Here is a 22326-nt window from a genome sequence, read left to right as displayed (position 1 = left end):
TCAGCGGAGCGGGTGGGAAAGCAATCTTCCACTCGCTTTTTTACGCCTGCGGTTTAGGCGGCGAAGGCCCAGTCCCATTCGCTGCTGCCACCACCCGCCAGAGCCAAAGGCGGTGACGGTATCGCCACTGAGGGAGCGGCTGCCGCAACTTGGTCAAAGGTTGAAGCGGTTGAGAGGTTTAGCGAGTTCAACGTCTTGTTTAGGATATTGTCCAAGAGATCAATCTTACCGGCAGCCAAACTGTTGATTAAGTTGTCAACTGAATTACCCCCACCTTCCACTCGCTCGGCCTTCACATCCAAACCACCGAATGACACGACATTTTCATTCAACAGATAATTCGACCTTCCCTCTAGCCCCTGACCTAGCTTGACAACATCCAGTTCTCCCCAGAAGAAGTCCCTGTATGTGGAGCCAGGTGCCAAATAATAATTTACCTCCCCTTTCAGCCCATTTGGGGTAGCGCTCTCCGCAATAATCGCAAATTCCGTAACCCTACTAACGATTGCATATTGATCGCCAACTAATGGAGTCTCCCGGCCGCTGAACCCCCCATTCACGACACCCCAACCAGAGCTTGTTACATATCCATCCTTCCACTCTTGCAAGTATTCAGCAATGGGCTTTGCCCCGATTTCAGAACCATATTTTATCGATAACGTCATGACCTAAAACTCCTTTAACTTTTTATTCATCATATTCTTGATGTTGACGCATTAAGCCGCGAAAGCCCAGTCCCACCAGGATTGCTCGGCGTTCGCCACGACCAGGTTCGGCAGGGCGACAGGTGCAGCTACCGGTGCCGCGGCAGCTACCTGGTCAAAGGTGGCGGCGGTGGACAGGTTGTACTCCGAGAGCAGTTTGTTGAGGGTTGCCTCCAGCGGGTCGGCGTTGCCGTTCATGAGGCCGTAGACGACTTCGTGGACGGGGTTGCCGGCGCGGCCTGCGCCTTCCGGGGCGGAGAGGTCGAGGCCGTTGAAGGAGACGTTGTTTTTAGCGAGGGAAAAATCGGCGCCTTTGCCACCGGTGAGATCCCGACCCAGTTCGACGTTGTCCAACTTGCCCCACAGGTAGTGATTCAGGTTGGGATCAGATACGCCGAACAACTTGAACACATAGTTCAACCCGCTGGCGGTATCACTTTCGGCAATAACTGCATAGTCAGAGACTTTACTTGGCGTCGCATATTGCTCCCCGGTGAACGAAGGGAGCATACCTGCAGTGTTGAAGCCACCGGTAGCCCCAGCACCGTGCCCTGCTGTCACAAACCCAGTTTCCCAGGTTTGCAGGTAATCGCTGATTTTGGTAGCACCCAACTCAGCCTTATAGCTAACAGAAACGCTCATAAACACACCTCTCAATATCGACGGATATAGCCGCCACTTTCTGCCCTGAAGCGGGCAAACCTTTTACCTCATCAAATTCTTTAGAAGCTGTACTGCAAAGTTCCAGTCAGAGTTCGCCCACGCGCGATTGCAAGATTCTCGAAATCAGCTTTTGGCACAAAGTAAGCCTCATCCGTTGCATTTTCCAACGCAAGAAAAGCGCTGAGCTTTTTTGTCACGGCGTAACTTCCGTATAGATCATAGGCAATGTAGGAAGGCCAAGCTGCCAAATCCCAACGCTGGCGATTCGCGCCTTTATCCAGGTCTTTGCCGTAGCCTGCGCTGTATCTTGCACGGAGCCCGACATCAAGCTTTTTTTCAAAGAACCGGGCACCCAGCGTCACTGAGCCCTTATCTGCCGGTGTATACGTTGCATTACCAACGATAAAGTTACACCTAACCTCCTTATTTGCTTCAGCGTCATTTACGAATAGGTATTTTTCACTATGAGGTGCACTGATCGCCTTCGTCGCACCGCCCATGAAATGCGAGGGACCACAGAAAGTGTTCTGCCCAATCAATCTTGTGTAAGTAAAATTAGCATAAACCCGTTCAAGATCGTAATCAAGCTGATACTCAACCCCACGATAGCGCACTTGTTTCTGATTGTTTACGTTAGCAAGATTTGCAAATCGACCATACGGATCAGTTCTTGGAGGAATCACCTCAAGCATCAAAAACATCATATTATCAATGCGAGTGTCAAAATAATTCACCTTCATTGCAAAGCGATCGCCTGCTACCAACATTGATCGCTTGAATATATTTAAACCCAGTTCCCAATTCGTCGAAGACTCCGGCTCAAGCGTAGGATTTGGGAATAACAGGGCGCTCCCACCACGCGAGTGTGGGCTTCCGGACATGAACATTTCGGTTACGCTAGGTGGCCGCCACCCCCGCCCCCAACTGGCATAAAGCTGCGCCCATTCGACACCAGGCTTGATGCCCAGCCCAAAATTCGGCGACCAACGCCCGCCACTTACATCGACATTGTCACGATGCTCGACCGGACGTTTTCGGTAGTAATGAAATCCAACCGGTGGATACTCATATCGTGTGGAATGCGACTCGCCGTAAGCCCGAAATTGGTCGTAGCGAAATCCCGCATCAGCGGTCAGCCAACCACCGTAGTCGTACTGCCAGCGGTTGAAAATGCTGGCCATGGCGCGATTCCCCTCGGGAGTGGCGCCAATAATCAATGGCGTAGTGTCCTGATTTTTTGCGGGTTTGAAGTCGCTTTGGGGACTGAAGTTGTCATGAAAAACCTCTCCACCCACCGTCCATCGCGATTGCCCGTGGTGACCATGATCGAATCGCGCCACGTTCTGCAGCTGCATGCCCCACGTCGATGTACGGTATAGCGAATCAAACGGCGCAATGGCGTTACCCGAATCTTTCGATGCTTCATGCCCCTTGTTCCAGCGCGCAAGCCGAGTGTCAACGAAGTAGGCCTTGGCCTGAACGTCCACCAGCGGGTTTTCTGGTTGGTAGCTGTAGTCCAGTGCATAGTTCTGGACATTCATCCTATCGCGGTTAATACGGATATATCCTGCGAATGGCTGCCCCAACAACGGCCCGGCAGTCGCACCATCCGCACTGATACGCAGGTAACTCGCTTGAATCCGCTGATCATTAGGTAGATTCAAACCAAACTTAAACATCTGCGAACGATTGGCCCCATCCATGAAATCCACGTCCGACGCCAGCCACTTGCGAAATGTCTCTTCGGATAAGTTTCGACTACCCAACTGTTCCCCCAACCGCCGATCATTATTATTCCCCGCCCGATAATCCCCGAACCGCCGCTCACTCACCCCCAGCAAGATATCCCCACGCTCATCGCCAATCGCCAACACCCCGCTGCCATTGAAGTGCGTGCCATTGCCCAACTTGCCAATCCCGTGCCCCACCCGCACGCGGCCGCCGACGTCCTTGCCGTCCTGCAGGAAATCGCTGGCCTGGAACGTGCGAAACGTCGCGATGCCGCCCAGCACGCCCGCGCCGCCCTGGCCGGCCTGGGTGCCTTTTTCGATGTCGACGCCGGCCACCATCTCCGGGTCCACCAGGATCACGCCGTTGCGCTGCTGGTGGCCGCTGACGTTGAAGTTCTGGCGCATGCCGTCGATGTTCATGTTCACCCGGCCGTAGTCCTGGACGCCGCGGATGTTCACGGACAAGCCGGGGTCGCGCTGGTTGACGGCGGTGTAGACGCCGGTGCTTTCCTCGAGCATGTCGGCGCTGTGGCGCGGCGGACGGTTGTCGATCATGCGGCGGCTGATGTGCGAGACGCCGCGCGGCTCGTGGTACACCCAGTCGCCAGCCTTGGCGGGGGTATCGGAGTCGGCGCTGATATCGATCATGTCCAGTTCCAGCGCACCACCGTCGACGGCGCCGGGGCGCGGCACCAGGCTGAGGTGGCCGTTTTCGCCGTGGCGCAGTATCAGCGGGTGGCCGCTGATGATCTGCTCCAGCGCCGCTTGCGCGGTGTAGCTGCCCTTGAGTGCGGTGCTGCGCAGGCCGGCCAGTAGGCGGTTGTCATACAGCAGCGTGACGCCAGTAAGCTGGACGAATTGCTCGACTGCCTGCTTCAGCGGCTGTTCGGGGATGTCGAAGGCCTGGGTACGCGACTGGGCGCTGGTGCCGCGGCGCTCGTCCGCGTACGCCAGCCCTTCCCCGGCCAGCAGCGTGAACAAGCCCATGTGGATGGCAAGTGCGAGCCGGCAGGTCGCCGGGGTTGCCTTGCGGTGGGTGACAGACATTGAGTTTCCCTTGTTGGCAGTTGCTTGTGATGAGAATGAATCTCGGTAGCAAGACGCTGCAGCGGGGAAAACTCAGTAAATTAATTTGTATCAGCCCTGGCGGGCGTTAATCCAACGCACCTAATGCTGCCCAGGTCTGCCGCGCGAACGCCAAGGCCTGGGCGTGCCGCGGGTCCTGGGCCAGCCATTGGGCGAGTTCGGCCTGCTCGACCGGGCTGAGGTCACCGGCCTGCTGGCGGACCAGCCAGCGGGCGGCGGTTTCAATCAGGTGCGGGGGCAGTGGCGCTGGGTTCACGGCAAGGCTCGGTGGTAGGCGAAGCCCAGACTATGCCACTGTCGGCCTACATTTGTCGTAGGGCATTTCCCACAGTCCTACTGCAAACGCTGCATGATCATGGCGAGTCCTTTTGCCAGATGCTTCTGCACGCAGCTGTCGGAAATTTCCATCCTGCAGGCAACCTCGGTGTGGGTCAGGCCTTCCAGGCGGTTCAGTTGCAGCACCTCGCGGGTGCGCGGCGGCAGGGCTTCAATGGCGTCGCGCAGGGCCTGGCGCTGCTGCTCGAACATGGCGCGGATTTCCACGCAGGCGTCGGGCGCCTCCAGGCTGGCGATCAGCTCGGGCGTCAGCGGCTGGGTGTTGCGCCGTTGCTGCTGGCGCAGGTGGTCCACCAGCAGGTTGCGGGCGGTGCGGTACAGGTAGGCCGGCGCTGGGCACGGCTTGCCCTGGCAGTGTTGCTCCACCAGGCGCAGGTAGGCGTCCTGCACCAGGTCGGCCGCCAATTGCGGGTCGCCCAGGCGCTGGGTGAGGTAGCCGCGCAGGGCCCGGGCATGGCCGAGATAGAGGCCCGAGAGTTCCGTATCCGACAACAACCGATTCCCTGGAGAGTGACGCATGAGGGCGGCATCTTAGGGCGTATCGCAAATGAGGATCAAACGTAACGCCATGTTGAATTGTGTCGGTTTGTCTGACGAGACATTCTCGGGCACAAATTAATTTGACCAAATTAACTGGTTAGTACAATTTATAGGCACCCTGCTTCACCGTCTCACACCAAAAATAACAAGGGAGAGTCCCCCATGAGCCGTACCGTACTGGTGCTCAACGGCCCTAACCTCAATATGCTCGGCACCCGCGAGCCCGCCACCTATGGCCGCGAAACCCTGGCCGACGTCTCTGCCCTGTGTGCCCGCACTGCCCAGGAGCGCGACCTTGTGGTCGAATTCCGCCAGAGCAACCATGAAGGCGAAGCCATCGACTGGATTCACCAGGCCCGCGGCCGCTGCGCAGCGATCGTGATCAACCCGGGTGCCTGGACCCACACCTCCATTGCCATTCGCGATGCCCTGACCGCCAGCGAGCTGCCGGTGATCGAGGTGCACATCAGCAACGTGCACGCACGCGAATCGTTCCGCCACCACAGCTACATCTCCGGCATGGCCGTGGCGGTGCTGTGTGGCTTTGGCACCCATGGCTATCGGTTGGCGCTTGAACACGTCGGCCACCTGTTGAACAACAAGGGTTAACTCGCATGTCCCAGAACAAGAAAACCAGCGTACTGGCCGGCCTGATTGGCGCTGGCATCCAGGCCTCGCGCACCCCTGCCCTGCACGAGCGCGAAGGCGCCGCCCAGGACATCGGCTACCTGTACCGCCTGATCGACCTGGACCAACTGAAGCTCGACACCAGCCACCTGGAAGAACTGCTGACCGCCGCCCAGCGCATGGCCTACACCGGCCTGAACATCACCTTCCCGTGCAAGCAGGCGATCATTCCGCTGCTCGATGACCTGTCGCCCGAGGCCCGTGGCATCGGCGCGGTGAACACCGTGGTGCTCAAGGACGGCAAGCGCGTCGGCCACAACACCGACTGCCTGGGCTTCGCCGAAGGCTTCCGCCGTGGCATGGACGGCGCCGCACGCGAACGCGTGGTGCAGATGGGTGCCGGTGGCGCCGGTGCGGCCGTGGCCCACGCGCTGCTGATCGAGGGCGTGCAGCAGCTGACCATCTTCGACGTGGACGCCAGCCGCGCCCAGGACCTGGCCGACAACCTCAACCAGCACTTCCCGGGCAACCGCGCCCGTGCCGGCAGCGACCTGGCCGCCGCCATGAACGAGGCCGACGGCATGGTCAACACCACGCCCATGGGCATGGCCAAGCTGCCGGGCATGCCGGTGCCGGCCGAGCTGCTGCGCAAGGACCTGTGGGTAGCCGAGATCGTCTACTTCCCGCTGGAAACCGAGCTGCTGCGCACCGCCCGTGCCCTGGGCGCGCGCACCCTGGACGGCGGCACCATGGCGGTGTTCCAGGCGGTGAAGGCGTTCGAGCTGTTCAGCGGCATCGTGCCGGATGCCGATCGCATGACGGCGCATTTCAACAGCATGTAAGCCCCTGACGCGGCCTGCGGCCGCTGCTACGAAATCCCGTATCAGCGGCCGTAGGCCGCGTCCAGCCTCACAACACCGGCCGCAGCAGCGCCTGGGCCTCGTACAGCGCCGGCAGGTAGCGCTGCTGCATGGCCTGGGTGCTCAGCCGGGCCACCTGGGTAGTGATCGACAGGCTCGCCTTCAGCTCCCCCTTGCGGTCGCGCAGCGGCACGCTCAGCACCGCCATCCCCACCTCGTACTCCTGGTCCACGCAGCAGAAACCCTGCTCGCGCACCCGCGCCAACTCTTCCTGCAAGGCCGCGACACTGGTCCGGGTGTAGGGCGTCAGCGCGCGCAATTCCACGCCATCCAGGTAGGCTTGCAGCTCGTCGGGCTCCAGTGTCGCCAACCACACGCGGCCGCTGGCCGTGCAATACAGCGGCAGGCGCGAGCCCGGCCGGATCGACAGCGACGACACATGGCTGTAGCGGCTACGCACCACGTGGATGATGTCATCACCGTCGCGCACGCCCACCGACACGTGTTCCTGGGTAGTACGCGCGACCTGCTCGACGATGGGCCGCAGCATGCGTGGCAGCTGCGCCGAATCGACGTAGGCCTGGCCGATGCGCAAGGCCTTGGCAGTCAGCCAGTAGTGACGGCCATCGGTTTCGACGAAGCGCTCGTGCACCAACGTCAGCAGGAAGCGCCGCGTTGCACTCTGGGTCAGCCCCGACAGGCTGGCCGCCAGCGGCACGGTCAGGCGCGGATGGTCTTCGCTGAACAGCTGCATCAAGGCCAGGCCCTTCTGCAGCCCGGCGATCAGGTCACGGTCATGAATGGTCGGTTGCTTCATCACGGCCCCGGCAGGAATTATCGATCGATAGTGCGATTATCGCAGTGCCCCCGCGATTAACAACTGAAACCGCGTTCTGCCGCGTTGTCGCCCTCTGCCGCCCGCCGCACCATGGCCTGACAACAACAGGCAACGGTCCAGGAGATCGACATGATTCGCGGCTCGACGCAGCTGGTGGCCATTCTCGGCACGCCCATCGCCCAGGTTAAATCCCCGGAAAACTTCAACCGCTGGTTCGCCGACAACGACCGCGACATCGCCATGCTGCCGGTGGACATGGGCGCCGACGCGCTGCCAGCGTTCATCCACACCCTGCGCGGCTGGCACAACCTGCGCGGTTGCGTGGTGACGGTGCCGTACAAGCAGGCCGTGGCACCGCTGCTGGACGCCCTGACCGAACGCGCCGCCGCTTTGGGCATGGCCAATGTGATCCGCCGTGAAGCCGACGGGCGGCTGGTGGGCGACCACCTGGACGGCACCGGTTTCCTCAAGGCCGCCGCCGCCCACGGCTTCCAGGCCGCCGGCAAGCGCGCGCTGGTGGTGGGCGCCGGTGGCGTGGGTGCGGCCATTGCCTATGCGCTGGCCGAAGCCGGCCTTGCGCAGCTGGTGATCGCCGACGTGCGTGCCGCCCAAGTTGACGTACTGCGCGGGATCCTGCTCAAGGCCTTTCCGCGCCTGGACGTGCAAGCCACCTACACTGACCTGAGCGCCTTCGACCTGGTGGTCAACGCCACCCCGGTCGGCATGGGCGACACCGGGCAGATGGCGCTCCCCGCCGAACAGCTGGCCACCTTGCCCAGCGCCGCGCTGGTGGCCGACGTGGTGACATCGCCGCAGATCACCCCGCTGCTGGCCCAGGCCCGCGCCCAGGGCTGCCGCATCCAGACCGGCCCGGAGATGGCCCGCGCGCAGATGGGCAACCTCGGCGCCTTCATGGGCGTGACGCCCGAAGACGCCTGAGGAACCCGCCATGAACGCAGCTGTACAACCCTGGACCCACGCCTTCGACCTGGTGGTGCTGGGCAGCGGTGCCGCCGGTTTCGCCGCCGCCACCACTGCCGCCTGCCGTGGCCTGAGCGTGCTGCTGGTGGAAAAGGCCGAGACCTTCGGCGGCACCTCGGCGATCTCCGGCGGCGCGGTGTGGGTGCACGGCACCGACCAGGCCCGCGCCGCCGGCGTGCAGGACAACGCCGAGGCAGTGCGCACCTACCTCAAACGCACCATCGGCCCCGGCTACCGCGCCGAACTGATCGAGGCCTACATCGAACGCGGCGCCGAAGCCCTGCGCTATCTGGAACAGCACAGCGAACTGCAATACGCCCTGCGACCGTTCTCGCCCGATTACTACCCCGACGAGCCGGGCGCCACCGACACCGGCCGGGCCCTGGAGATGGTGGAATACGATGGCCGCCGCCTGGGCCCGGCGTTCAAGCACCTGCGCAAGCCCACGCCAGGCATGCTGCTGTTCGGCGGCATGATGGTCAACCGCGTGGACATCCAGCACTTCCTGAGTTTCCGCCGCTCGCCGCGCTCGCTGTGGCATTGCTTGAAACTGATGGCGCGCTACGGCCGCGACCGCCTCAGCCATGACCGTGGCACCCGGCTTACCGTGGGCAACGCGCTGATCGCGCGGCTGGCCACCACGGCCTTCGACAAGGGCGTGCAACTGTGGCTCAAGGCCCAGGCCACCCAGCTGGTGACCAACGATGGCGCGGTGACTGGCCTGGTGATTCGCCACAACGGCCAGGACCTGCGGGTGCAGGCCCGTGCCGGCGTGGTGTGCGCGGCGGGTGGCTTTGCCGCGGCCGCCGACGCCGGTCAGCGCCGCCCTGCCACCGGCCCCGGGCACCTGACCATGTCGCCCGCTGGCAACAGCGGCGACAGCCAGGCCCTGGCCACTGCCGTGGGCGCCCGCCTGGGCGAAGGCCTGGCGGCGGACTTCTTCTGGGCGCCGGTGTCGCAGCTGCGCCGCGCCAATGGCGAGACCGAGCGCTTCCCGCACCTGGTCACCGACCGTGCCAAGCCCGGCATCATCGCCGTGAACCGCCACGGGCTGCGCTTCGTCAACGAGGCGAATTCGTACCACAGCTTCGTCCAGGCCATGCAGCAGGACGGCAACGCGCCGTGCTGGCTGATCGCCGATGCCCAGGCCCTGAACGCCTACGGCATGGGCCTGGCACGGCCGCGGCCTGTGGATAACAGCGCCTTGATCGACGCCGGCTACCTGCACCGCGCCGACAGTGCCGAACAGCTGGCACGGCAGATCGGCATCGACCCCGCCGGGCTCGCCGCCACCCTGCGCCAGCACAACGCCGACGCCGTGACCGGCACAGACACTGCGTTCGCCAAGGGCGGCAACAGTTACAACCGTTCCCTGGGCGACCCGCACCACGGCCCCAACCCGTGCCTGGCACCGCTGACCCGCGCGCCCTGGTACGCCATCCGCGTGGAGACCGGCGACCTGGGCTCGGCGCGCGGGCTGGTCACCGACGCCAACGCCAACGTCCTCGACCGCCAGGGCCAGCCCATCGCCGGGCTGTACGCCGCCGGCAATGACATGAACTCGATAATGGACGGCACCTACCCCGGCCCCGGCATCACCATCGGCCCGGGCCTGACCTTCGGCTACATCGCCGCTACCCACGCCGCCGCGCGCCTGCGCGCCGGCCACACTACCCCACTCGAGGCTTGATCATGTTCTACGAACTGCGCACCTACACCCTCAAACCCACCAAGCTGGCCGACTGGCTGGCGCTGTACCAGAGCGACGCGCTCGCGGTGCAGACCGAGCACCTGGGCCAATTGGTGGGGTTCTTCACCACCGAAATCGGCGACGTAAACCAGGTGGTGCACATCTGGGCCTGGGAAAGCCTGGACGACCGCATGGCCCGCCGCACCGCCATGGCCGCCGACAGCCGCTGGATGGAGTTCAGCCGCAAGAACAAGGAGCTGGACGCGGTGGTGAAGCTGGAGTCGCGGATGATGCGGCCGACCGCGTTCTCGCCGCTTAAGTAAAGGGCCTGCCATGAACGCCTCCGACAATTTTGACTGCGACGTACTGGTCATCGGCTCGGGGGCCGCGGGCCTTGCCGCTGCCGTGACCGCCGCCCATGCCGGGCTCAAGGTGATCGTCGCCGAGAAGCACCATCAACTGGGCGGTACCAGCGCCTGGTCCGGCGGCTGGTTGTGGATACCGGGCAACCCGCTGGCCGTGGCCGACGGCCAGGTGGAAGCGCCCGGCGCGGTGGAAACCTACCTGCGCCAGCAATTGCATACCGAGGTGCTGGACGAGCGTCTTCAAGCCTACCTGCGCCATGGGCCGGCGATGGTCGACTTCTTTCAGCGCCACACCCAGGTGCAGTTCTATTCCGGCAGCCGCATGCCCGACATGCACGCCGGCCCCGGCGCTGCCAGTGGCGGGCGCTCGCTGTGCGCGCAGCCCTTCGATGGCCGGCTGCTGGGCGATTGCTTGCCCAGGCTGCGGCCGCCGCTGGGGCTGATCAGCCTGGGCGGCATGGGCATCGCCGGTGGCGCTGACCTGGCGCATTTCTTCAACGCCACGCGCTCGCTGCGCTCGGCCGTCTACGTAGCGGGCCGCTTGCTGCGGCATTGGCGCGACCGCCTGCTGCATGGCCGCGGCCTGCACCTGGTAAACGGCAACGCGCTGGTGGCGCGGCTGCTGCGCAGTGCCCTGGACCTGGGGGTAGAGTTGCGCACCGAAGCGCCCGCGCTCAGCCTGCTATACGACGGCGCGCGGGTAGCGGGTGCGCAGTTGCCCAACGGCCAGTTGCGCGCGCGGCGTGGCGTGGTGCTTGCAGCGGGCGGCTTCGCCCATGACGCCACGCGCATCGCGGCGACGTTCGGGCACGCCAATCACCTGTCGGCCGCGCCTGTGGCAAACACCGGCGACGGTCTGCGCCTGGGCGAACAGGCGGGCGGCGCAGCCCCGCCGCTGGCCCACGCGGCGGCCTGGGCACCGGTGTCGAAAACCGCCAACGGCGCCTTTCCACACCTACTGGACCGCGCCAAGCCCGGCTTCATCGCAGTGCTCGACAACGGCCAGCGCTTCACCAACGAGGCCGATTCCTACCACGACTTCATGCAGGCGCTGTTCGCTCAGGCGCCCCACCCGCGCGCGCCGCGCTGCTGGCTGATCTGCGACCACAAGGCCCAGCGCCGCTACGGCCTGGGCGCGGCGCGGCCGTTCCCGTTCCTCAATCTTCGGCTACGACGCGAAGGGTACCTGCTCAAGGGCCGCACCCTGGCCGAACTGGCCGGGCGCTGTGGCATCGACGCGCAGCAACTGCAGCGCACTGTGGATAACTTCAACGCCGGCGCCCGGGACGGCCGCGACCCTGCCTTCGGGCGCGGCGCGTCGGCCTACAACCGCGCCCAGGGCGAAGCGCTGCACGGCCCCAACCCGTCGCTGGGCGAGCTGGCCCGTGGGCCGTATTATGCGGTAAAGCTGGAACCCGGCAGCCTGGGCACGTTCACGGGCCTGGCCACCGACGCCCGTGCCCGCGTGCTGGGTGCACAAGGGCAGGTCATCGAAGGGCTCTATGCGGTGGGCAACGACATGTCCAGCATCATGGGCGGCCATTACCCCAGTGGCGGCATCACCCTGGGGCCGGCGCTGACCTTCGGCCACATCGCCGGCCTGGACCTGGCCCGGCCGGAGGTCAGGGTTGCAGGTAACGCAGCACCGTCTCCACGATCATCTCGCGATGACGCACCTTGTGCGCTTCCTCGCTGAAGTCGATCTGGAAGATCTCGCCGAAGGTGTGCTTGTTGGACACGCGGTAGAAGCAGAACGAGCTGATCAGCAGGTGCACGTCCAGCGCGGCCAGCCCCTGGCGGAACAGCCCGGCCTTGGCACCGCGTTCCAGCACTTCGTCGAGGGCATGCAGCACGGTCTTGTTCATCGCGCGAATCGCCGAGGATTGCTTGATGTACTCGCCTTTGTGCATGTTTTCGTTACAGACGATGCGGACGAAATCGACGTTGCGGTCGTGGTGGTCGAAGGTGAATTCCACCAGGCGGCGGATACCTTCCTTTGGCTCCAGCTCACCCAGGTGCAGGTCCACCTCGGTGCTGCGGATGTCGCCGTAGAGTTTTTCCAGCACCTCGACGTACAACTGCTCCTTGCTGCCGAAGTAGTAGTAGATCATGCGCTTGGAGGTTTGCGTGCGCTCGGCAATGGCGTCTACCCGTGCACCCGCCAGGCCCTGCTGGACGAACTCGGCGATTGCCGCCTGGAGAATGTTCTCGCGGGTTTTCTCGGGGTTGTTCTTGCGGCTCTTGCGTGGTTGCGCTTCGGCGGTGTCCACGGAGCGTTCTGTCATTGTTGTCATTCTGGGCTCACGGCCATCGTTAAACAGCGGCAATTATGGAGCGGCCAGCGCGGCGAAGGAAGCCTGCAAGCCTTGGTATACAACCAAAGGCTTGCAGTTATCTACAAATGGTTACAGTTTGGCGTGGCGGACACCCTTGTTACGCGCCTTGGCCATGGCAGCCAGGCGCACCGCCACGTTAGCCGCGCCATAGCCGGCATAACCATTGCGACGCTGGATGATTTCGAAGAAGAAGCGGTCTTCGAAGGGTTCGGTGTACACGTGGAACAGCTCGCCGCCGTTGGCGTCACGGTCGTAGAGCACGTTGTAGTAGGCCAGTTCGCTGAGGAACTCGTCATCGAAGTCGAAGCGCGCGGCCAGGTCGTCGTAGTAGTTCAGCGGGATGTCCAGCAGCGCCAGCCCGGCTTCCTTGGCCTTGGTGACGGCGGCGAAAATGTCGTCGCAGTCGAAGGCGATGTGGTGCACGCCCGAGCCACGGTAGGTGGACAGCGCGTGGGAAATGGCCGTGTTGCGGTTTTCCGAGATGTTCAGCGGCAGGCGGATGGAGCTGTCGCGGCTGCGGATGGCGCGGCTTTTCACCAGGCCGTAAGGGTCGGGCAGCACCACTTCGTCGTCGGCGGTGAAGTCCAGCAGGCTCTTGTAGAACAGCGTCCAGTTGTCGAGGTTGTCCGGCGGCAGCGCCATGGCCATGTGGTCGATGCGCTTGAGGCCCAGCGGGCTTGGCTTGACCTCCTGGATGCTGAAGTCGGTGTCGTAGATGGTACGGCCCTGGTCGTCCTGGTCCACCAGGTAGATCAGGCTGCCATCGGGGGCACGCACGGCGGCCAGTTCACGCTCGTTGGGGCCTACCAGGCCCCGGAACGGTTGGCCCTTGTAGGCCACGGCGCGCTCCAGCGCCTTGGCGCTGTCCTTCACGCGGATGGCGGTGGCGCACAGCGACGGGCCGTGGGACTCGAAGAAGTTGTGGGCGAACGAGTACGGCTCGGAGTTGAGGATCAGGTTGATGTCGCCCTGGCGCATCAGGCTCACGGCCTTGGACTTGTGCTGGCCGGCCTTGGCGAAGCCCAGTTGCTCCAGCCAGGTGCCCAGCTTGGCGCCCTGGGCTTCGTCCACCGCGAACTCCAGGAACTCGACGCCATCGTACTGATCGGCCTCGGGCGGCGAGAACAGGATGTCCAGGTTCGGCACCGGGGTGCTTTCCTTTTCCAGCAGTTTGCGGGTCTTCTCTTCAAGGTAAAGCAGCGACCGCAGGCCGTCGGCGGCGTTGGCACGCGGCGGCGCGGCGCGGAACCCGTCGTTGAAGATTTCCAGCGACAGCGGGCCGGTGTAGCCCGACTTGATGATGGGTGCCAGGAAGCCTGGCAGGTCGAACTCGCCCTGGCCCGGGAAGCAGCGGAAGTGGCGGCTCCACTCCAGCACGTCCATGGTCAGGATCGGCGCGTCGGCCATCTGCACGAAGAAGATCTTGTCGCCCGGGATGTCGGCGATGGCCGCCGGGTCGCCCTTCAGCGACAGGGTGTGGAAGCTGTCCAGCAGCACGCCCAGGTTGGGGTGGTCGGCGGTTTTGACGATGTCCCACACCTGCTGGTAGGTGTTGACGTGCTTGCCCCAGGCCAGGGCTTCGTAGCCGATGCGCAGGTCGCGCTTGCCGGCGTGCTCGGCCAGCAGGTGCAGGTCGTCGATCAGGATCTGGCGGTCGCCCACCGAGTCGGCCGAGGCGTTGCTGCACACCAGCACCAGGTCGGTGCCCAGTTCCTGCATCAGGTCGAACTTGCGCTCGGCGCGGTCGAGGTTGCGGGCCAGGCGGTCGCGGCGGCAGCCTTCGAAATCACGGAAGGGTTGGAACAGGGTGATGGCGATGCCCAGATCGGCGCACATCTGGCGGATCTCACGGGGGCTGCCGTCGTAGTACAGGAGGTCGTTTTCGAAGATCTCGACGCCGTCGAAACCCGCCGCGGCGATGGCTTCGAGTTTTTCCGGCAGGGTACCGCTCAGGGAGACGGTGGCAATCGAACGATGCATGGTTCAGCTCCATGGGGCCGCCGACAGGGCACTTCACGGGTGCGCATCTGGGCAGCTGACCGGTGTCCGTCGCGAGCGTCAGGCGCGCCTGCAACGGGTTGAAAGAATTCTTGGAAGCTAATTTATACCGCAAATTTGACGCGTACGAACCAGTTAGTTTTGTGTGCGATTATCGACCGGAAAGCGGCCTCTTCAATTGACGATTTTTCGGCTGATCGCCAACATCCCAACCCCCATTGAAGTCCGTCACGCGGCCAAAAGCCAACCGACAAGTGAAACTGAATGTCTTATACCCACAGACCTTCAGCGCAGCGCTACTCCATAAAAATTTCAAGAATCGGGTAACTCACATGCACGCTGTAAATGCTCTCGTGCCTCGCCATGCCAGCATGGGCGAGAAAATCCGCGGTGCCCTTGCCGTGGGCAAGACCCGCTGGGGCATGCTCGCCCTGGTGTTCTTCGCCACCACCCTGAACTACATCGACCGCGCCGCCCTGGGCGTGATGCAGCCTATCCTGGCCAAGGAAATGAGCTGGACGGCGATGGACTACGCCAACATCAACTTCTGGTTCCAGGTGGGCTACGCCATCGGCTTCGTGCTGCAGGGCCGGCTGATCGACAAGGTCGGGGTCAAGCGCGTGTTCTTCTGCGCGGTGCTGCTGTGGAGCCTGGCAACCGGCCTGCACGGCCTGGCGACCTCCGCCGCCGGCTTCATGGTGTGCCGCTTCATCCTCGGCCTGACCGAGGCCGCCAACTACCCGGCCTGCGTGAAGACCACGCGCCTGTGGTTCCCGGCCGGCGAGCGAGCCGTGGCCACCGGCATCTTCAACGCCGGCACCAACGTCGGCGCGATGATCACCCCGGTGATGCTGCCGTTGATCCTCACCGTGTGGGGCTGGCAGGCGGCGTTCATCTGCATGGCCTGCCTGGGCCTGACCTGGGTGGTGTTCTGGGGCCTGAAATACTACAACCCCGAAGACCACCCGCGGGTGAAGCAGAGCGAGCTTGAGTACGTGCAGGGCGAGCCGGAGCCTGCGCAGCAGGGCGTGCCGTTCCACCGCATCCTGCGCATGCGCGGCACCTGGGCCTTCGCCCTGGCCTACTCGATTACCGCGCCGGTGTTCTGGTTCTACCTGTACTGGCTGCCACCGTTCCTGAACCAGCAATACCAGCTGGGCATCAACGTGACCCAGATGGGCATCCCGCTGATCATCATCTACCTGAGCGCTGACTTCGGCAGCGTCGGCGGCGGCATCCTGTCGTCGTTCCTGATCGGCCGTGGCGTGTCGCCGGTGAAGGCGCGGCTGACCTCGATGCTGATGTTCGCCCTGTGCATCATCGCCGTGGTGGGGGCCGCAGGCACCAGCAACCTGTGGGTGGCGGTGCTGGCAATTTCCCTGGCGATCGCCGCGCACCAGGCCTGGACCGCGAACATCTGGGCGGTGGTGATGGACTACACGCCCAAGCACATGATGAGCACGGTGTTCGGCTTCGGCGGCATGTGCGCCGCGGTGGGCGGCATGTTCATGACCCAGATCGTGGGCTATATCCTGACCGTGACCAACAACAACTACCACGTGTTGTTCATGATCATCCCGGGCATGTATTTCATCGCCCTGACCTGGCTGTACCTGATGGCCCCGCGCAAGGTGCCGGTGGTCGATTGACCCACACCACTGCGTAGCCGCTGCCGCCAGGCTGCGCTGGCCCTATGCCCCGCTGGAGATCTTCAGTGTAATTGAGGGCCAGCGCAGCCTGTCGGCAGCGGCTACGGACCGGCGGCGTGGCAATGATCCAGGTTTAACTGAACAACTCGGACGCCGGGCTGGCGCCGGACAACTCTTCAGCCGCCGCCAACAAGGCAACCGACAGCTCCTGCAAGCGCCCCTCGCTCAACCGCGCCGTCGGCCCGGCCACGCTCAACACCCCCACCACCTGGCCATCCACCGGCCGGCGCACCACGGCGGCAATGGCCGAGGTGCCCACCGCCGAGCTCTCCATCACCAGCGAATACCCCCGCGAACGCGCCTGCTCCAAATGTTGCAGCAACTCAGTGTTGGATTTCGGCGCGTTCGGCCCGAAGTCCGCCGGGTCGGCGATGCCCTGCTGCTCCACCAGCGCCAACGCCTGGGCGTCGCTCATGCTGGCCAGCCAGGCATGGCCGGAGGCGGTGTAAAACAGCGGCGCGTCGCGGCCCATTTCCGGGTCGTAGCGCAGGCCGGACCGCGCGCCCTGGGACTTGGCGATCCAGGTCTGGCGGTCACCGTCGATCACCCCCAGGCGCACCAGCTCGCCGGTGTGCTGCGCCAGCCGGTCGAGAATGGGCTGGACGATGTCGGCGCCGCTGCTGGCCAGGTAGCGGAAGCCCATGGCCACCAGCTTGGTGGACAGGTGATAGCGGCTGTTGTCCGGGTTCTGGCGCACGTAGCCCAGGCGGATCAGCTCGCCGAGCATGCGGTGGGTGGCGCTCTTGGGGATGTCCAGTTGCTCGGCCAGGGTTTGCATGGGCAAGCCGCGAGGGTCGCTGGTGAGGCTTTCCAGAAGGCTGAAAGCGCGTTCGATCTGACTGCCGGCCATGGTCGTGGGTCCTGGTAAAAGTGTGGCGATTCTAGCCACGGGCGGACGAAGCGCAACCATTGTCCGATCTTCGCCCAACTTCGGCGCCGCACCCCTTGGCCTGGCGGGAAACCCGGCCATAGAATGTGGAACTTGATTCCAGAATATTACCTAATCCGTCAGCAAAAACGAATGCAGGGAGATTGCGCATGCAGAGCATCACCAACCGTCACGGGCTGAACATGCCCAAGCTGGGCCTGGGCACCTGGCCCATGGTCGGCGAGGAATGTACCGCCGCCGTGGTGCAGGCGCTGGAGGTGGGCTACCGGCACATCGACACCGCCGCCGGTTACAACAACGAAGACGCGGTGGGCAAGGCCCTGGTGCAGTCTTCGGTGCCCCGCGAGCAGATCCACGTCACCAGCAAGGTGTGGTGGGACAAGCTGGCCCCGGCCGACATGCGCCAATCCTTCGACAACACCCTCAAGGCGCTGCAAAGCGACTACGTCGACCTGTTCATGATTCACTGGCCGACCAAGGACTGGGACCTGGAACGCACCATCGAGACCCTGGTGTCGTTCAAGGAAGACGGCCGCGCACGCAACATCGGCGTGGCCAACTTCCCACTGCCGCTGCTGACCAAGGTGCTGGAAGAACTGGGCGCGCCGCTGTCGGTGCTGCAGGTGGAATACCACGTGACCCTGGACCAGACGCCGCTGCTGCAACTGGCGCGCAAGCACGACATGGCCCTGACCGCCTACAGCCCGATCGTGCGCAACCGCGTCTCGGACATTCCCCAACTGCAGGCCATTGCCGAGAAACACGGCGTGCTGCCGACCCAGGTGGCGCTGAAGTGGCTGCTGGACCAGGACGGCGTGGCCGCCATCCCGAAGGCCGCGAGCAAGGCCAACCAGCTGAGCAACCTGGCGTCGCTGCAGGTGCCGCTGGATGACGAGGACCGCCGGATCATTGCCGCGCTGCCGAAAGACCAGCGCCTGGTGAGCCCGCCGTTCGCCCCGCAGTGGGATTAAACTGCCCCCGCTGCTACGGGGGATGAAATAAAAAAACCGCCTTGAAGGGCGGTTTTTTTTGGCTGCAAACAGGCTTAGAAGTCGAAGAACACCGTCTCGCCTTCACCCTGGATGCGGATGTCGAAGCGGTAGGCGGTCTTGCCGTTCACTTCGCAACGGGTGGCGATCAGGGTTTCGCGACGGGCCGGCTGCTCGATCAGGTTCAGCACCGGGTCCTTGGCGTTGGCCTCGGCTTCGTCGCTGAAGTACAGGCGGGTTTGCAGGTGGATGTTGATGCCACGGGCAAACAGGCTGACGTTGATGTGCGGCGCCATCGGCACGCCGGCGGCGTTGTTGACCACGCCCGGCTTGATGGTGTGCAGGTCCCACTCGCCGCCGTCGAAGGTGGTGGCGGTGCGGCCGAAGCTGTTGAACGGCTTCTCCAGGTTGTAGTCCGTGTCGTAGTGGCCGTTGGCGTCAGCCTGCCAGAACTCCAGGAACGAGTCGCGCACCTTGTGGCCGTTGCCGTCGTAGACGTCGCCCAGCAGGATGATGTGCTCGCCGGGCGCACCGGGCTTGGCCATCTGGTTCCAGATTTCCTCGTCGCGCGGCGGGTTGCCGGCAGCGGACAGGGCCAGGCCGATGTGCACGTACGGGCCAGCGGTCTGCGAAGGTGTTTCCTTGAGCAAGGTAATAGGCATGGTGGCGCTCTCCTCAGCAGTTCTCGAAGTGGGTCTTGCGCTGGCCGCGCAGCACGATGTCGAAGCGGTAAGCCAGGCAATCCATCGGGTTTGCGTGGTTCATGTCGAGCTTGGCGATCAGGCTCTGCACGGCTTCAGGGTCGGCGATCGACTTGACGATCGGGCACATCGGGATCAGCGGGTCGCCTTCGAAGTACAGCTGGGTGATCAGGCGCGTGGAGATCGACGGGCCGCTGACCGACACGTGGATGTGCGCCGGGCGCCAGTCGTTCGGGCCGTTGCGCCATGGGTACGGGCCCGGCTTGATGGTGCGGAAGTTGAAGTAGCCTTCGCTGTCGGTGACCATGCGGCCGACACCACCGAAGTTGGGGTCCAGCGGCGCCAGGTAGCGGTCGTTCTTGTGACGGTAGCGGCCGCCAGCGTTCGCTTGCCAGATTTCCACCAGGGTGTGGGGGATCGGCTTGCCGTACTGGTCGCACACACGGCCGGCGACGATGATGCGCTCGCCGATGGGCAGGCCACCATTGTTGAAGTTCAGCAGCAGGTCGTTGTCGTACTTGCCGAATTTCAGGTGGGAAAAATCAGGGCCGGTAGACTCGCTGGCCGACTGCGGGATGCTCACCAGCGCCTGGCGCGGGGAACGGGCCACGGAGGTCTTGTAGTCGGGGGTCAGGGCCTTGGGGTGCCAATTGCGATCACGGATAACGAAGCGACTGGTGTCTTGGGAAGACATGCCGTTCTCCTATTATTTGATTTATTGGGTCCTGCGGACAGGCTTCGGACTAGTCTCAATGAAAATTCCCACAACGAAAATTGAATATACCAGTCGGATACATATCCAAATGGTTATCTGAATAGCGGTCGTGGAGGGTACTCACCATGCTGTGGAAAAAAGGCCGGCGCAGTGACAACGTGGTGGACGCCCGCGATGACGACCCTGGCGCAGGCGGCGGAGGCGGCGGGCTGCGCATTGGCGGCAAGGGCCTGAGCCTGACCGCGGTGGTGCTGATCGTCGGCTTCGGCCTGCTGACCGGCCAGGACCCCATGCAGATTCTTGGACAACTGACCGGGCAACTGAGCCAGCCGCATACCGCCCCGGTGGACACCCGCAGCCGCCCTGCCCCACCTGCCAACGACCAGCAGGCCGATTTCGTCCGGGCAATACTGGGCGACACCGAGGACACCTGGGGGCAGATCTTCCAGAAGGCCGGCCGCCAGTACCAGGACCCCAAGCTGATTCTGTTCCGCGGCCAGGTCAATTCGGCCTGCGGCTTCGCCACCTCGGCCACCGGCCCGTTCTATTGCCCGGGCGACCGCCAGGTGTACCTGGACATGGATTTCTTCAAGGAAATGGACCAGCGCTTCCACGCCGCCGGCGAGTTTGCCGACGCCTACGTGATCGCCCATGAAGTGGGCCACCACGTGCAGAACCTGCTGGGCATACCGGCGAAGGTGCAGGCCGCGCGCCAGCGTGGCGAACAGATGGAAGGCGCCAATGGCTTGTCGGTAAGGCAGGAATTGCAGGCCGATTGCCTGGCGGGGGTATGGGCGTTCCATGCGCAACAGCGGCTGCACTGGTTGGAGCCCGGCGACGTCGAGTCGGCGCTGAACGCCGCCAATGCCATTGGCGACGATCGCTTGCAGCAGCAGAGCCAGGGACGCGTGGTCCCCGACTCGTTCACCCATGGTACTTCAGCCCAGCGCGTGCGCTGGTTCAAGACCGGTTTCGCCCAGGGTCAGATCAACCAGTGCGATACCTTCGGGACGAAGAACCTGTGATCAGAACGCGGCCTTGACCTGTACGCCAGCCATCAGCGCGTTCTGGGTGTTCACGCCGTAGAAGGCGCCTGGTTCCTTGATGTACTGCACGTCAGGACGCACGGTCAGCCACTTGGTGACTTGCGCGGTGTAGCTCAGCTCGATCAGCTGCTCGCCGCTGTCCAGGTTGTCGATGTCATCAGCTGCGGCAGCAGTGGTGGCAGCGGCGATCTGGTTGTCGCGGGTGCGCTCGTTCAGCACGGCGCGGCCATAGGCCAGGCCGATGGCGTCGTCAGGACGGCTGTCGAACGGTTTGTGCAGCACTACGCCAGCCGAGTACCAGTGACGGAACGGCGAGGTGGCGGCGTCGGTCTGGGTAGCCTGGCCGAACACGTGCAGGTTGCGCTTGGGGTCGGTGGCGGAGCGCCACACGGCTTGGTCAGCCAGCACGTAGGAGCCCGAACGCCCGGCCGCGGTGCCGTTGCCGGCGATGCGCGCGGTGTCGGAGGTGTCGTAGTACCAGCCGAACTTGTACTGGCCGTCGTAGGTGCCGCCACGGGTGTAGATGGCTTCGATCGGCATGATGGTGCCGGTGTAGTGGTCCGGGCTCATGCGCAGCGCGTACTTGGACTCGCTGTTGGTGATCGGGTTGACCTCGAACGCGGCGGTCTGGATAGCCCACTCGTCGTTGATCTTGTACTTCAGCATGCCGCCCCAGTGGCCGGTCGGGGCGTTGGTCCAGCCGCTGCCACCGGACATCGACAACGGGTGGGCGCAGAAGCCGGCGTTGACGAAGTTGGTGAGGATGCTCATGCCGCCGAAGTCGTTACCCATGGGCATGAAGCCCACTTTCATGTCCAGGTTCGGGGTGAAGATGGTGCGCTCGTAGCTGACCTCGCTGATGCGGGTGTACTGGCCGCCGTAGATTTCCTGCACCGGCAGGCGGTTGCCCACCAGGTCGGCCGAGGCGCTGTTGCCGCGACGGTCGGTGACCATGACCTGCACGACGCCGCCATTGTCGATACCCAGGATCTTGCTCAGGTCGAAACGCGCGCCAATACGCAGCTGCTGGGCGTAGCGAGCACCGTGGCTCTCGCCGCCGTGCACGGTGCCGAACGTTTCGGAAACGTAGTCGCTGGTGATCTTGATGCCTTCGTTCTCGAGGCGGGTACGCTCGCCACCCCAGTTACCGGTCATGGTCGAGTCGTCAGCCAGGGCCATGCCCGGGGCCGCAACCACCAGGGAGCCCAGCGACAGGCCGGCCACCAGGCCCGAAGTCTTAATGCAACGCGAGGATTTGATCAGCATGATTCTCTACGATTTGAATTGGTTCTGGGGTGTATCGGCAGGCAATGCAGTTCTAGCCTAGTGCGAGGGGTGCATCATAATGACGCACCCTGCAAGGATTAAGACCAATGGTAGCAAAAAACTATTTCAAAATTTAAGAAAATGATCGGAATAGTTAGTTTAGTTTCATCTGCTGGTGTGCGAAGGTCCGCCGGGGGCAACCCTATCCCCAGTTGCTGCTACATCCTGTGGGAGCTGGCTTGCCAGCGAGCTGTAGG

Annotated in this window: 21 protein-coding genes; 9 read left to right on the top strand and 12 right to left on the bottom strand. The window is 63.5% G+C overall.

Features of this window, described 5'->3' with window-relative positions; genetic code table 11:
- Nucleotides 1-53 precede the first annotated feature (53 nt).
- The 5 genes from ACWKWX_RS00490 to ACWKWX_RS00470 form a co-directional block, all read right to left on the bottom strand.
- Entirely contained in the window at nt 54-665 is a 612-nt protein-coding gene (locus tag ACWKWX_RS00490) for a heme acquisition protein HasA (RefSeq protein WP_483826790.1), read from the bottom strand.
- 51 nt (nt 666-716) lie between these two features.
- Nucleotides 717-1346 (bottom strand): heme acquisition protein HasA, encoded by a 630-nt coding sequence (locus tag ACWKWX_RS00485; RefSeq protein ID WP_483826789.1) that lies wholly within the window; start codon nt 1344-1346, stop codon nt 717-719.
- Between the two features lie 80 nt (nt 1347-1426).
- Nucleotides 1427-4144, bottom strand: a complete 2718-nt coding sequence (locus ACWKWX_RS00480) for a TonB-dependent receptor (protein WP_483826788.1) — start codon at nt 4142-4144, stop codon at nt 1427-1429.
- A 106-nt stretch (nt 4145-4250) separates the two neighbouring features.
- Nucleotides 4251-4439: a FecR/PupR family sigma factor regulator gene (locus tag ACWKWX_RS00475; protein ID WP_483826787.1), complete on the bottom strand. Its 189-nt coding sequence runs from the start codon at nt 4437-4439 to the stop codon at nt 4251-4253.
- Between the two features lie 77 nt (nt 4440-4516).
- Nucleotides 4517-5011, bottom strand: a complete 495-nt coding sequence (locus ACWKWX_RS00470) for an RNA polymerase sigma factor (RefSeq protein ID WP_476298755.1) — start codon at nt 5009-5011, stop codon at nt 4517-4519.
- 210 nt (nt 5012-5221) lie between these two features.
- Between ACWKWX_RS00470 and aroQ the strand changes: the two genes are divergently transcribed.
- Nucleotides 5222-5668 carry a type II 3-dehydroquinate dehydratase gene (aroQ, locus tag ACWKWX_RS00465; protein WP_416427011.1) on the top strand — a complete coding sequence of 149 codons (447 nt, stop codon included), beginning with the start codon at nt 5222-5224 and terminating at the stop codon, nt 5666-5668.
- A gap of 5 nt (nt 5669-5673) precedes the next feature.
- The gene (locus tag ACWKWX_RS00460) at nt 5674-6528 is read left to right on the top strand and encodes a shikimate dehydrogenase (RefSeq protein ID WP_416427012.1); all 855 of its coding nucleotides are present in this window, start codon (nt 5674-5676) and stop codon (nt 6526-6528) included.
- A gap of 67 nt (nt 6529-6595) precedes the next feature.
- Here ACWKWX_RS00460 and ACWKWX_RS00455 read toward each other — a convergent pair whose 3' ends face one another.
- Nucleotides 6596-7363: an IclR family transcriptional regulator domain-containing protein gene (locus ACWKWX_RS00455; protein WP_476298758.1), complete on the bottom strand. Its 768-nt coding sequence runs from the start codon at nt 7361-7363 to the stop codon at nt 6596-6598.
- A gap of 150 nt (nt 7364-7513) precedes the next feature.
- Here ACWKWX_RS00455 and ACWKWX_RS00450 point away from each other — a divergent pair, with 150 nt between their 5' ends.
- The 4 genes from ACWKWX_RS00450 to ACWKWX_RS00435 are packed head-to-tail and all read left to right on the top strand — an operon-like array spanning nt 7514 to nt 12116.
- Nucleotides 7514-8323: a shikimate dehydrogenase family protein gene (locus ACWKWX_RS00450; protein ID WP_416427014.1), complete on the top strand. Its 810-nt coding sequence runs from the start codon at nt 7514-7516 to the stop codon at nt 8321-8323.
- Nucleotides 8324-8333: 10 nt separating this feature from the next.
- A complete protein-coding gene (locus ACWKWX_RS00445) occupies nt 8334-10055 on the top strand; it encodes an FAD-dependent oxidoreductase (protein WP_416427015.1) in 1722 nt (573 codons plus the stop codon).
- Between the two features lie 2 nt (nt 10056-10057).
- Nucleotides 10058-10378, top strand: a complete 321-nt coding sequence (locus ACWKWX_RS00440; RefSeq protein ID WP_473004558.1) for an NIPSNAP family protein — start codon at nt 10058-10060, stop codon at nt 10376-10378.
- A gap of 10 nt (nt 10379-10388) precedes the next feature.
- The gene (locus tag ACWKWX_RS00435) at nt 10389-12116 is read left to right on the top strand and encodes an FAD-dependent oxidoreductase (protein ID WP_483826786.1); all 1728 of its coding nucleotides are present in this window, start codon (nt 10389-10391) and stop codon (nt 12114-12116) included.
- Here the strand turns inward: ACWKWX_RS00435 and ACWKWX_RS00430 are convergent.
- Both ACWKWX_RS00430 and quiC read right to left on the bottom strand, forming a co-directional pair.
- Nucleotides 12043-12714, bottom strand: a complete 672-nt coding sequence (locus tag ACWKWX_RS00430; RefSeq protein ID WP_416427018.1) for a TetR/AcrR family transcriptional regulator — start codon at nt 12712-12714, stop codon at nt 12043-12045. The genes ACWKWX_RS00435 and ACWKWX_RS00430 overlap by 74 nt on opposite strands.
- 111 nt (nt 12715-12825) lie before the next feature.
- On the bottom strand, nt 12826-14736 hold the full coding sequence (quiC, locus tag ACWKWX_RS00425) for a 3-dehydroshikimate dehydratase QuiC (protein WP_483826785.1): 1911 nt from the start codon (nt 14734-14736) through the stop codon (nt 12826-12828).
- A gap of 350 nt (nt 14737-15086) precedes the next feature.
- Here quiC and ACWKWX_RS00420 point away from each other — a divergent pair, with 350 nt between their 5' ends.
- Nucleotides 15087-16403, top strand: coding sequence for an MFS transporter (locus ACWKWX_RS00420; RefSeq protein ID WP_483826784.1), 1317 nt, complete (start codon nt 15087-15089; stop codon nt 16401-16403).
- A gap of 133 nt (nt 16404-16536) precedes the next feature.
- Here the strand turns inward: ACWKWX_RS00420 and ACWKWX_RS00415 are convergent, their stop codons facing one another.
- Complete coding sequence (locus ACWKWX_RS00415; RefSeq protein ID WP_473004561.1) at nt 16537-17313, bottom strand: IclR family transcriptional regulator; 777 nt, start codon at nt 17311-17313, stop codon at nt 16537-16539.
- A gap of 188 nt (nt 17314-17501) precedes the next feature.
- Between ACWKWX_RS00415 and ACWKWX_RS00410 the strand changes: the two genes are divergently transcribed.
- A complete protein-coding gene (locus ACWKWX_RS00410) occupies nt 17502-18323 on the top strand; it encodes an aldo/keto reductase (protein ID WP_473004562.1) in 822 nt (273 codons plus the stop codon).
- Between the two features lie 74 nt (nt 18324-18397).
- Here the strand turns inward: ACWKWX_RS00410 and pcaG are convergent, their stop codons facing one another.
- Nucleotides 18398-19003, bottom strand: a complete 606-nt coding sequence (pcaG, locus tag ACWKWX_RS00405) for a protocatechuate 3,4-dioxygenase subunit alpha (protein ID WP_416427023.1) — start codon at nt 19001-19003, stop codon at nt 18398-18400.
- 13 nt (nt 19004-19016) lie between these two features.
- Nucleotides 19017-19736, bottom strand: a complete 720-nt coding sequence (gene pcaH, locus ACWKWX_RS00400) for a protocatechuate 3,4-dioxygenase subunit beta (RefSeq protein ID WP_027981145.1) — start codon at nt 19734-19736, stop codon at nt 19017-19019.
- A 146-nt stretch (nt 19737-19882) separates the two neighbouring features.
- Here pcaH and ypfJ point away from each other — a divergent pair, with 146 nt between their 5' ends.
- Nucleotides 19883-20782, top strand: a complete 900-nt coding sequence (ypfJ, locus tag ACWKWX_RS00395; RefSeq protein WP_483826783.1) for a KPN_02809 family neutral zinc metallopeptidase — start codon at nt 19883-19885, stop codon at nt 20780-20782.
- Here the strand turns inward: ypfJ and ACWKWX_RS00390 are convergent, their stop codons facing one another.
- A complete protein-coding gene (locus ACWKWX_RS00390; RefSeq protein WP_416427025.1) occupies nt 20783-22069 on the bottom strand; it encodes a carbohydrate porin in 1287 nt (428 codons plus the stop codon).
- Between the last annotated feature and the right edge of the window lie 257 nt (nt 22070-22326).

Source organism: Pseudomonas imperatae (genome assembly GCF_057128625.1).
This window is presented reverse-complemented; position numbering and strand designations above follow the sequence as displayed.

Coding starts and splice junctions, on each gene's coding strand:
- ACWKWX_RS00430 (WP_416427018.1), bottom strand. CDS start 12,714: ATGACAACAATGACAGAACGCTCCGTGGACACCGCCGAAGCGCAACCA.
- ACWKWX_RS00485 (WP_483826789.1), bottom strand. CDS start 1,346: ATGAGCGTTTCTGTTAGCTATAAGGCTGAGTTGGGTGCTACCAAAATC.
- quiC (WP_483826785.1), bottom strand. CDS start 14,736: ATGCATCGTTCGATTGCCACCGTCTCCCTGAGCGGTACCCTGCCGGAA.
- pcaG (WP_416427023.1), bottom strand. CDS start 19,003: ATGCCTATTACCTTGCTCAAGGAAACACCTTCGCAGACCGCTGGCCCG.
- ypfJ (WP_483826783.1), top strand. CDS start 19,883: ATGCTGTGGAAAAAAGGCCGGCGCAGTGACAACGTGGTGGACGCCCGC.
- ACWKWX_RS00480 (WP_483826788.1), bottom strand. CDS start 4,144: ATGTCTGTCACCCACCGCAAGGCAACCCCGGCGACCTGCCGGCTCGCA.
- ACWKWX_RS00490 (WP_483826790.1), bottom strand. CDS start 665: ATGACGTTATCGATAAAATATGGTTCTGAAATCGGGGCAAAGCCCATT.
- ACWKWX_RS00445 (WP_416427015.1), top strand. CDS start 8,334: ATGAACGCAGCTGTACAACCCTGGACCCACGCCTTCGACCTGGTGGTG.
- ACWKWX_RS00440 (WP_473004558.1), top strand. CDS start 10,058: ATGTTCTACGAACTGCGCACCTACACCCTCAAACCCACCAAGCTGGCC.
- ACWKWX_RS00435 (WP_483826786.1), top strand. CDS start 10,389: ATGAACGCCTCCGACAATTTTGACTGCGACGTACTGGTCATCGGCTCG.
- pcaH (WP_027981145.1), bottom strand. CDS start 19,736: ATGTCTTCCCAAGACACCAGTCGCTTCGTTATCCGTGATCGCAATTGG.
- ACWKWX_RS00390 (WP_416427025.1), bottom strand. CDS start 22,069: ATGCTGATCAAATCCTCGCGTTGCATTAAGACTTCGGGCCTGGTGGCC.
- ACWKWX_RS00450 (WP_416427014.1), top strand. CDS start 7,514: ATGATTCGCGGCTCGACGCAGCTGGTGGCCATTCTCGGCACGCCCATC.
- ACWKWX_RS00460 (WP_416427012.1), top strand. CDS start 5,674: ATGTCCCAGAACAAGAAAACCAGCGTACTGGCCGGCCTGATTGGCGCT.
- ACWKWX_RS00410 (WP_473004562.1), top strand. CDS start 17,502: ATGCAGAGCATCACCAACCGTCACGGGCTGAACATGCCCAAGCTGGGC.
- ACWKWX_RS00420 (WP_483826784.1), top strand. CDS start 15,087: ATGCACGCTGTAAATGCTCTCGTGCCTCGCCATGCCAGCATGGGCGAG.
- aroQ (WP_416427011.1), top strand. CDS start 5,222: ATGAGCCGTACCGTACTGGTGCTCAACGGCCCTAACCTCAATATGCTC.
- ACWKWX_RS00455 (WP_476298758.1), bottom strand. CDS start 7,363: ATGAAGCAACCGACCATTCATGACCGTGACCTGATCGCCGGGCTGCAG.
- ACWKWX_RS00415 (WP_473004561.1), bottom strand. CDS start 17,313: ATGGCCGGCAGTCAGATCGAACGCGCTTTCAGCCTTCTGGAAAGCCTC.